The organism is Aliibacillus thermotolerans (genome assembly GCF_027853235.1).
Taxonomy (GTDB): domain Bacteria; phylum Bacillota; class Bacilli; order Bacillales; family Marinococcaceae; genus Aliibacillus; species Aliibacillus thermotolerans.
The window spans coordinates 1-3,702 of record NZ_WKJG01000075.1; the positions used below are offsets into that span (position 1 = coordinate 1).

Annotated in this window: 3 protein-coding genes; 2 read left to right on the forward strand and 1 reads right to left on the reverse strand. The window is 38.4% G+C overall.

Translation table 11 applies throughout. From position 1 onward, the window contains the following. Positions 1 to 273 precede the first annotated feature (273 nt). Positions 274 to 1,725, forward strand: coding sequence for an MBOAT family O-acyltransferase (locus tag GJS40_RS11875; protein ID WP_270898077.1), 1,452 nt, complete (start codon positions 274 to 276; stop codon positions 1,723 to 1,725). Between the two features lie 16 nt (positions 1,726 to 1,741). Continuing rightward, positions 1,742 to 2,800 (forward strand): hypothetical protein, encoded by a 1,059-nt coding sequence (locus GJS40_RS11880; protein WP_270898078.1) that lies wholly within the window; start codon positions 1,742 to 1,744, stop codon positions 2,798 to 2,800. A gap of 214 nt (positions 2,801 to 3,014) precedes the next feature. Here the strand turns inward: GJS40_RS11880 and rpiB are convergent, their stop codons facing one another. Further along, a complete protein-coding gene (gene rpiB, locus GJS40_RS11885) occupies positions 3,015 to 3,467 on the reverse strand; it encodes a ribose 5-phosphate isomerase B (protein WP_270898079.1) in 453 nt (150 codons plus the stop codon). Between the last annotated feature and the right edge of the window lie 235 nt (positions 3,468 to 3,702).

The following is a 3,702-nucleotide window of genomic DNA, read 5'->3' on the forward strand; positions in this document are numbered from 1 at the left end:
TAATTTGACGATTGAAATCTAAAGTTAATTGCGGTAAAGTAGCCATTATAAGAATCCTTTCTGTGGTTATTTTGTGGTGATTTAACTTTAACAGAAATGGATTCTTTTTTCATTTATTTGATGCATGTTCGGTTGAAATGCTTGATAGATAGGCATTCAAAATTTATCAAAAGTTTTCTATGAATAATTCAGGGTAAAATTTCGTGCATAGGGAGAAATCTTTCGTTATCCTTATATTTGGTTGGACATCTTTGAAAGGTGGGCCGTTTGGACATGTTATTTAACTCGCATGTGTTTATTTTCGGTTTCTTACCGATTGTATTTATTGTTTATTTTATTTTTCGAAAAATAGATTTGGTAGCTGGTGCTAAAATTTGGCTCGTGTTCAGTTCTCTTTTCTTCTATAGTTGGTGGAATCCGGTATATTTACCAATTCTGCTTGGTTCCATCATTACTAACTTCTTATTCGGAAAAACAATCGAAAAGGTTTCTTATAAAAAAATAATCTTAACCATCGGGATTATCTTTAATGTAGCGTTGTTAGGTTATTTTAAATATGTGGATTTCTTTATCGCAAATGTGAACATGATTTTCGAAACGAATTTTTCTCTTCTCCACGTGGCGTTACCGCTGGCGATTAGTTTTTTTACGTTCCAACAAATTGCTTATCTCGTTGATACATATAAAGGAGAAGCAAAAAAGTACTCGTTTCTGAATTACGCCTTATTTGTTACTTTTTTTCCACAATTAATTGCCGGACCGATTGTGCATCACAAAGAAATGATGCCTCAATTCGAAACATTAAGTGCACGTTTTGTCCGCGCAAAAAATGTGGTACTTGGCAGTTTTATTTTTTTCATCGGTCTCTTTAAAAAAACAGTGATTGCTGATACTTTTGCAATCTATGCAAGTGATGGGTTTGGGCGACCCGAGACGTTGACATTGATTGAAGGATGGATCGTGTCGTTATCGTATTCGTTTCAAATTTACTTTGACTTTAGTGCATATTCAGACATGGCAATCGGACTGGCCCTACTGTTTAATATTAAACTGCCAATAAACTTTAATTCCCCATACAAAGCGTTAAACATTCAAGATTTTTGGAGACGTTGGCATATGACGTTAGGACGCTTTTTGACGAAATATATTTACATACCACTTGGTGGAAATCGCATCAGTGAAAGTAGGACGCTTTTCAATATTATGATTGTCTTCGGTATTAGCGGCTTTTGGCACGGAGCCGGCTGGACGTTTGTTGTGTGGGGACTTCTTCACGGCGTTGCAAGTGTGATCCATCGACTGTGGAGAAAGCTTGCGATCGATATGCCCAAATGGCTCGCTTGGTTTATTACGTTTCAATTTGTTAATGTTGCTTGGGTCTTTTTTCGAGCGGAAAGCTTTCAAGATGCACTCCATGTTTTAAAAGCAATGGTAGGCTTACAAGGAATCTCCATTCCACCGTATCTTGAATCTTTATTTCAACAAATCCAAGTGATTCCATATGAAGTGACCGAGCGTTTTTTTGTCGGTGATTTGTATGAATTTCATAAAATCATCGTGCTTCTCATTGTGTTCTTATTCATCTCTGTTTTTGCGAAAAATTCTATTGAAAGGTTGCAATCTTTCCGACCTAACTGGAAAACCGCATTGTTTATTGGTTTTGTGACCGTTGTATCCATTCTTCATTTAACACGCGTAAGCGAATTTATTTATTTTAATTTCTAAAGAAAGGGGGATTTTCGTGCAGTATCAACGATTTCTTTTGAAGTACGGCATCAGTATCGTTCTGTTTTCAGCCTTCATTATGATGTTCGTCTATATTACCGATCCCCTGCAATATTACCGCGAAGCTTCATGGTATGAAGGAAAATATTCAGACGAGTCAAGATATCAAATGCCTGGACTGATTCGCCAATTATCATTTGAAACAGCGATTGTTGGCACATCCATGACACAAAACTTTCGCGAAACTCATGCGAATGAAGTGTTGGATACAACTACTTTAAACTTGGCGTTGTCAGGTTCTTCGACGAGGGAACATGCACTGGTAGTAAATCTCGCTTTGGAAGAACAAAATATAAAGCATGTGTTTTGGGAAATTAACTACGGTGCTCTCTATAAAGAAGTCGATGAAGTAGCAGATGATCACGCACCATTTCCTTACCATATGTACGATAATCAACGTTGGAACGATGTGTTCTATTTATTTAGTCTATTTCCATTAGAAGTGTTGGAAGAGACAATTGTAAGTAATCTTCAAGGGAAGCATGCCGGCCGTGATCCTTATGAGTTGTATAAATTTGGTGACGATCAAGAACCAATGACATTAGAAGATGTAAAAGATTACATTGAGGCTGTACCATCAAACGAACCGGTGGAAGAACGGTACACGCTTGCGCATATGATTGATAACTTTGAGACGAATATCGAACCAATGATCCGTGAAAATGAAGACGTTCATTTCACCTTTTTCTTTGCACCATACTCTATTCCTGGACAAGTGAAATCGTTCAATGACAACGCCAATTTCCAAGACCGGTTAGATTTTAAACGGTGGCTATTTAAAACGTTATCCAAGTATGAGCACGTCTCTCTCTACGATTTTCAAGCTTTTGATGAAATAACGTATGATTTAAGCAATTACATGGACACCTCCCATTATTTTTCCTTCGTCAATGATGAATTGATGGAATATATGGCAAGTCATCCACCTATCCAAAGTATGGAAGAATACGAAGAAGAAATAAGGAAATTGGAAGATCAAGTGATGAATCTCACAGTAGATCAACTGCGAGAATAGCTTGTAGCAATAAAAAGAAGCTTGATGTCCCTTTCATTGGCGCAACATGTAAACTGGCAAGTTGACGATTGACACGGCGTTCCGTTTTCCGTTTTGAAGAAAAATAACAGTGTCGCATTTGGTATTATACGCTCTCTTCTAAGAGGCACTGTCTATCATCGTTCATACAAAAATACTCCCCTTTGAGACTTTTTATCTTCAAGGGGAGGTGGATTTATTCTTTATCAGAAGTCTGTTCAATTTCCATCATTTTATTAACGCGACGTTCGTGCCGACCTCCTTCGAACTCCGTACCAAGCCATGCTTTTACAATTTCACTTGCAAGGCCCGGGCCGACAATGCGCTCACCCATCGCTAACACGTTGCTGTCATTGTGAGCACGAGTGGCTTTTGCGCTAAAGACATCGTGCACTAACGCACAACGAATTCCTTTGATTTTATTTGCAGAAATCGACATCCCGATACCAGTACCACAAATTAAAATACCTCTATCTACTTCTCCAGTAGCTACTTTTTCCGAAACAGGCACCGCGTAATCCGGGTAATCCACTGAGTTTTCATCATGACAACCGACGTCTTCATATTCCACATTTAACTCATCTAACACCTTCATGATCTCTTTCTTTAACCGATAGCCAGCATGGTCGGAACCGATGGCAAGTTTCATCTTCATCATCCTTTCTTTTTTTATCCTAGTGAACTACTCGTCATTGAAATGACGAGCTTCCAGTTCTACGCCACGAACTGTTGTCCGTTAAACGTATACACTGTCGGCGTGTCCAACACCACTACTGATTGAGATAGGGAGTCTATCTCTTTCAGATACTTTTTGCCGATGTTCATTGCACCGTTAACATCGGCATTGAGGGTAGCATGACAGTCTTTGCATATATACAATCCAC

Bases quoted from the DNA above. Each gene is read 5' to 3' on its own strand.
- GJS40_RS11875 (WP_270898077.1), top strand. From the start codon at position 274: ATGTTATTTAACTCGCATGTGTTTATTTTCGGTTTCTTACCGATTGTA.
- rpiB (WP_270898079.1), bottom strand. From the start codon at position 3,467: ATGAAACTTGCCATCGGTTCCGACCATGCTGGCTATCGGTTAAAGAAA.